General features: G+C 28.8%; 6 protein-coding genes. All 6 read left to right on the top strand.

Going from position 1 to position 6,277, the window contains the following annotated elements:
* Nucleotides 1-1,448, top strand: a 1,448-nt coding sequence (locus NSA58_RS14155; RefSeq protein ID WP_257560610.1) for a cobaltochelatase subunit CobN, incomplete at its 5' end; no start/stop codon positions are given.
* A 170-nt stretch (nucleotides 1,449-1,618) separates the two neighbouring features.
* Entirely contained in the window at nucleotides 1,619-2,686 is a 1,068-nt protein-coding gene (locus NSA58_RS14150; RefSeq protein WP_052233132.1) for an ABC transporter substrate-binding protein, read from the top strand.
* Nucleotides 2,667-3,737 (top strand): FecCD family ABC transporter permease, encoded by a 1,071-nt coding sequence (locus NSA58_RS14145; RefSeq protein ID WP_039681079.1) that lies wholly within the window; start codon nucleotides 2,667-2,669, stop codon nucleotides 3,735-3,737. Before NSA58_RS14150 ends, NSA58_RS14145 begins: the two co-directional genes overlap by 20 nt.
* 3 nt (nucleotides 3,738-3,740) lie before the next feature.
* Complete coding sequence (locus tag NSA58_RS14140; protein ID WP_074080130.1) at nucleotides 3,741-4,484, top strand: ABC transporter ATP-binding protein; 744 nt, start codon at nucleotides 3,741-3,743, stop codon at nucleotides 4,482-4,484.
* A gap of 190 nt (nucleotides 4,485-4,674) precedes the next feature.
* Nucleotides 4,675-5,514: an ABC transporter ATP-binding protein gene (locus tag NSA58_RS14135; RefSeq protein WP_074429947.1), complete on the top strand. Its 840-nt coding sequence runs from the start codon at nucleotides 4,675-4,677 to the stop codon at nucleotides 5,512-5,514.
* A complete protein-coding gene (locus NSA58_RS14130; RefSeq protein WP_039681076.1) occupies nucleotides 5,514-6,254 on the top strand; it encodes an ABC transporter permease in 741 nt (246 codons plus the stop codon). The genes NSA58_RS14135 and NSA58_RS14130 overlap by 1 nt, the downstream gene beginning before the upstream one ends.
* Nucleotides 6,255-6,277: the final 23 nt, after the last annotated feature.

Raw genomic sequence — 6,277 nt, 5'->3', positions numbered from 1 at the left:
CTTTTAAAGTTTATCAATTAAAAAATATAGATAAACTAGATGAAATAGAAGACTTTAAAGAAAAAATAATAGATATAAAAAATAGAATAGAAGAATCTAAAGAAATAGATTCTTTATTAAAAGCAATGAATGGAGAATATATAAGTGCAGGGCCATCGGGAGTTATAACTAGAGGAAGAGATGATATTTTGCCTACGGGAAGAAACTTTTACACGCTGGACCCTTATAGAATACCTACTAAAGTATCTTATGAAGTTGGAAGAAGATTAGGTGATAAAGTTATAGAAAAATACTTAGAAGAAACAGGTACGTATCCTGAGAACTTTGCTATTTACTGGATGTGTAATGACATACTATGGTCAGACGGTGAAGGAATGGCTCAACTTCTTTATTTGATAGGAACAAGGCCAACATGGTCAAAAAACGGTAGAGTAAATGGATTTGAAATAATTCCACTAGAAGAACTAAATAGACCAAGAATTGATGTAACAGTTAGAATATCAGGCATACTTAGAGATAATTTTTCAAATTGTGTAGATTTATTAGATGGAGCCATTGAAGCGGTTTCTAGATTGGATGAACCAATAGATAAAAACTACATAAGAAAACATACTCTAGAAAATAATTCATCATCTAGAATATTTGGAACAAGACCAGGAACATATCTATCAGGTATAAATATGATGGTGTATTCATCTGCATGGAAAGAAAAAAATGACTTTTTAGATGTGTTCACATATTACAATGGATATTCATATGGAAAAAATAAATATGGTCAAGAAGCTTATAGTGAGTTGAATGATAGCCTAAAAACAATTGATATAACTTATAATAAAGCAATATCTGATGAACATGATTTATTAGGATGTTGTGCTTATTTTGGAGCTCATGGAGGATTAACAGCAGCTGCAAAACAAGTTTCTACTAAAGAAGTAAAAACATATTATGGAGATACAAGAGAAGTATCTAGTGTGGAAGTAAGAACATTATCTGAAGAAATAAGAAGAGTTGTAAGAGGAAAATTACTTAATCCAAAGTGGATTGAAGGACAAAAGAGACATGGTTATAAAGGAGCATCAGATATATCAAAGAGAATAGGAAGAGTATATGGCTGGGATGCTACAACTGATGAAGTAGACGATTGGATATTTGATGAAATAACAAATACCTTTGTTTTAGATGATGAAAATAGAAAATTTTTTGAAGAAAACAATCCTTGGGCTTTAGAAGAAATTTCAAGAAGGTTAATAGAAGCTTATGAGAGAAATTTATGGGAAGCTGATGAAGATATAATAGAAGAACTAAAAGATTATTATATAGAGATGGAAGGATGGATAGAAGAAGGTATGGGAGATATAGAAGGAGATTTTCAAGGAGGGTCAATTGATATTATTGATTTAAATGAAATAGAAAGTTTTAGAGAAAAGTTATATAAAATAAAATCTTAAATATAATTTTAAAATATTAAATACAATTGTGGAAATAGTCAATTGGAAAATATTTACAAATTAATGTGTAAAGTGTTATCATAAATATATAATAAAGCCATGAAGGTTTTAGATTCTTTAGAGAGAGTCTATACTTCATGGCTATTTTTTTGAAATATAGGGGGAGTAGTATGAAAATAGGATTAAAAAAGAAATTATCATTGATGCTATCATTAGTAATGGTAACTGCAATGGTAGGATGTAGTAGTACTGATGGTAGTACAGAAAAAGGAAATAAAGAAACACATAAAGTAGTAGATACATATGGAAGATATGTAGATGTGCCTAAAGATGTAGAAACAGTAGCTATATTAAATTCAGGCGTATACGATTTAGTATGTGGTTTAGGTGCTGCAGATAAAGTAGTAGGTGTAACAGACACTACAAAAATATTACCAAATGATACTGAAAAAGAAATAGTTGGTACTTGGAAAGAGCCTAATGTTGAGAAAATATTAGAATTAAAACCAGATGTAGTTTTTGGTTATAAACAATATATGAAGGCAGAATCAGCTAAACAAATAGAAGATGCTGGAATCGCTTTAGTTTATATAGATGCGTATAAAGCAGAAAATATGGCATCAGAAATAAGTACACTAGGACTTATATTAGGAAAAGAAGAACAAGCTAAGGAATACTTAGCATTTTTAAATAAGTACACAGATATAATAAATGAAAGATTAGCTGAATTACCAGAAGAAGAAAAGGTTAATGTTTACTGGGAAGGTTATAGTGACTATACAACAGTTGCAAAGGGAACTGGTGGACACGGTGTAATAGACTTAGCTGGCGGAGTTAATATAGCTGGAAATGAACCTGTTGAATATCCCAAAATAAGTGATGAATGGGTAATAGAAAAGAATCCAAATGTTATAGTAAAAGTAGCATCTAATACTGAAGCAACATTGGGACTGGGAGTAGAAGATGATTCAAAGGCAAAAAAATTATATGATACTTTAGTATCAAGACAAGGATGGAATCAATTAAAAGCAGTAAAAAACAATAAAACATATATAATATCTAATGAAATAGCAACATCTCCACAAGGAAGTGTAATAGGAAGCTTATATTTAGCAACTTGGTTATATCCAGATAAATTTGAAGATATAAAACCAGAAGAAGTACATAAAGAAATGTTAGAAAAATTCTATGGATTAGATGGTAAAGGAATATGGACTTATGTACCAAATAGCAAGTAATAAGGTATATTTAGATAAAAAGACTAGCTATGAAAGAAAAAAATATAAAAATTTATTAATACTAATAGGACTTAGTGTCCTATTAGTATTAGTTACAATAATGTCTATTTCCATAGGTGCATCATCAGTAAATTCATCTAAAGTTATAGAAGTAGTAATGAGTTTATTTAATTCTGACTATACAGTATCGAAAATAGATGAAATAGTTGTACTTAATATAAGATTGTCAAGAGTTTTTGTAGCTATATTTGCTGGGATAGCTCTTTCTAATGCAGGGCTTTTAATGCAAGGTATTTTCCAAAATCCTATTGTAAGTCCTTATACTCTTGGAGTTTCAAATGGAGCAGCGTTTGGAGCAGCATTATCAATAGTTATGGGCGCTAAATTATCTTTCTTAGGAAATTATAGAGTGCCTGTTTTTGCATTTATATTTTCTGTAATCACTATGCTAATGGTATATGGTGTAGCCTTAGTGGCGAAAAATTCCTCTAAGACCTTAGTTTTATCAGGAGTAGCCATTGGATATTTATTCTCGGCAATGGTTTCATTTATAAAGTATGTAAGTGATTCAAATGAACTTCCTGAAATTGTGTTTTGGATGATGGGAGGACTTGCAGGAATACCATGGGAGTCTATAGCTCTAATAGCAATAGTAGTAATTATAAGCGTAACTATAATGATGAGATTTGCATGGGATCTAAATGTAATGTCAGCGGGAGAAGAATTGGCTATTAGCTTAGGTGTAAACTTTAACAAGATTAAAAATATTTCTATAATATTGTCAACATTAATGACGGCTGTAGCAGTAGCTTTTACAGGAATAATTGGATTTGTAGGTCTAATAGCACCACATATAAGTAGAATAATCATAGGAAGTGACTATAGATATTTAATACCAGCATCATCTTTAATTGGAGCATTGCTATTATTAATTTCTGACACTATAGCAAGAAATATAATAGCACCAACTGAATTACCAGTTGGAATAATAACATCTTTTATAGGAGTTCCTTTCTTCCTATATTTAATAATTAAGCAAAAGAGAGGATAAAAAATGAGTTTAAGAATTGAAAACATTAATTTTGAATATAAAACAAAACATATATTGAATGATGTATGTTTAGATGCAGAGTATGGAAATGTGGTAAGTATAATAGGACCAAATGGATCAGGAAAGACAACATTTATAAAATGTATAAATAAAATATTAAAGCCGAAAAAGGGAAGTGTAAAATTAAATGAAAAAAACCTTTATTTAATGAAACAACAAGATATAGCTAAAAAAATAGCTTATGTACCCCAAATGACTAATGATTTTTTCTCTGGGACAGTTATGGATTTAGTAATTATGGGGAGAAAGCCATATATCAATTGGAATATTAGTGAGGAAGATATAAAAATTGTATTAGATATATTAGATAGTATGGGTATACTTCATTTAGCTGATAAGTTCTATAGTGAATTAAGTGGAGGTCAAAAACAAAAAGTACTTATAGCAAGAGCTTTAGCACAAGATACCGATATATATTTGTTAGATGAACCAATTAGTTTTTTAGATATAAAAAACCAAATAGAAGTAATGAAAATAGCTAGAAATCTTGCACAAAAAGGAAAAATAGTAATAATAGTTGTTCATGATTTAAATATGGCAATGAAGTATTCTGATAAAATTTTACTTCTTGAGGATGGTTATGTAATATCACAAGGAAAACCAAAAGAAGTATTAACAGAGTCAAATATAAAAAAAGTATATGATGTAGATGTAGATATTCGAGGAGACTATATAGTTTCTATATAGAAAATAAATGAAATTTTGAATAATTGAATTCTCATAGAACGTATATTTTATAGTATGTACTACAATTAAATTGATTATGAAAATTACTGGTGCTATAATTTTAGTGAACAATTAGAATATTTAATTTGTTAACATATATGAAAGGTCAGAAGGCTCAGCTTTCTGACTTTTTTGCGAAATGGGGATAGATATGATAAAAATAAGGGATGTAATTAAAAAATATGGTAAACAAATAGCTTTAAATAAATTAAACTTAGAAATTAAAGAAAGTGAATTTTTTGCTATATTAGGTCCTAATGGAGCTGGAAAAACAACCATATCAAAATTAATATCAACTTTAATCTTACCAAATGGAGGCAGTATAAATATAGATAATGAAATTTTAACTAGAGATAGTGTACATATAAAAAAGAAAATATCATTAATGTCTCAAGAGTATTCTTTAAGAAATGATATGACAGTAAGTCAGATAATGGAATTACAAGGTAGATTGTATCAAATACCTAAGGAAAAAAGATTAAGAAAGACCAATGAGCTATTGGAGTTTTGTGATTTAATTAATGAAAAAGATAAAAAAGTAAGAAATTTATCTGGTGGAATGAAGAGAAAGCTAATGATAAGCAGAGCATTACTAACAGAGCCTAAAATATTATTGTTAGATGAGCCAACAGTAGGTTTAGACCCAATATCAAGAAGACATATCTGGAAATTATTAAGAAATTTGAATGAAAATGGATTAACAATAATTTTGACTACACATTACATTGAAGAAGCACAGCTACTATGTGATAGAGTGGCAATGTTAAATAAGGGCAAACTTATAAATTGTAAAGTGCCAAAACAATTTATAGATGAACTTGGTAATATAGCAGTAGATGTATATGAAAATAATGAAATTAAAAATTATTATTTCAATAAAAAAGATGATGCAATTAGATTTGTAAATATCTTAGAAAATAGATTTGAAATAAGAAGTACTACATTAGAAGATGTATTTATTGAAGTTGTAGGGGAAAGGATTGATGCATAGTGTGGGGGGTTACAACTGCTATATGGGAGAGGTATATAGAATTTAAAAATGAATTTTGGAAAAATACCATATCTCAAACTATAAGTCCACTATTATATATGATAGCATTTGGTATGGGACTAGGTAGTACTACTCAAATAGATGGTCACAGTTATATACAGTTTATCATTCCAGGGATTATTGCACTTACAACCATGAATGCTAGCTTTAGCTCTATAGCTATGTCACTGAATGTACAAAGGTTATTTGAACATTCATTTGAACAAATAATAATGTCGCCTACACCTATTTGGCAGTATGTGCTAGGGCAGACAATAGGAGGAGCTTTAAGAGGGGTATATTCTGGAGTAATTGTATTAATCATTTCGGCATTTTTTAATGCAGATATACATATAACACCTATGTTTATATTAGTTATGCTGTTAAATGGGATGCTATTTGCATCATTAGGTGTATTTGCAGCTATTAATTCAAAAACACATTCTAGCGTTAGTAGATTTTCAACTTATGTAATTTTGCCAATGACATTTTTATGCAATACATTTTTTTCTTTAGATAACGTTTCTGGAGTGGTAAAATTTATTATAGAAGTACTTCCGCTAACACATTCAAGTAGATTATTACGTGATATATCTTTTTTAAATCCAACAAACTATTTAAGTTTATTAATTTTAATTCTTTATATGATATTATTTATTTCAATATCAATTTATAGTATAAAGAAATTAAAAAATCTATAAAACTGTAATTTATATAAAGAAAT

Origin of the sequence: Terrisporobacter muris (genome assembly GCF_024621905.1) — a bacterium.
Taxonomy (GTDB): domain Bacteria; phylum Bacillota; class Clostridia; order Peptostreptococcales; family Peptostreptococcaceae; genus Terrisporobacter; species Terrisporobacter muris.
This window is presented reverse-complemented; position numbering and strand designations above follow the sequence as displayed.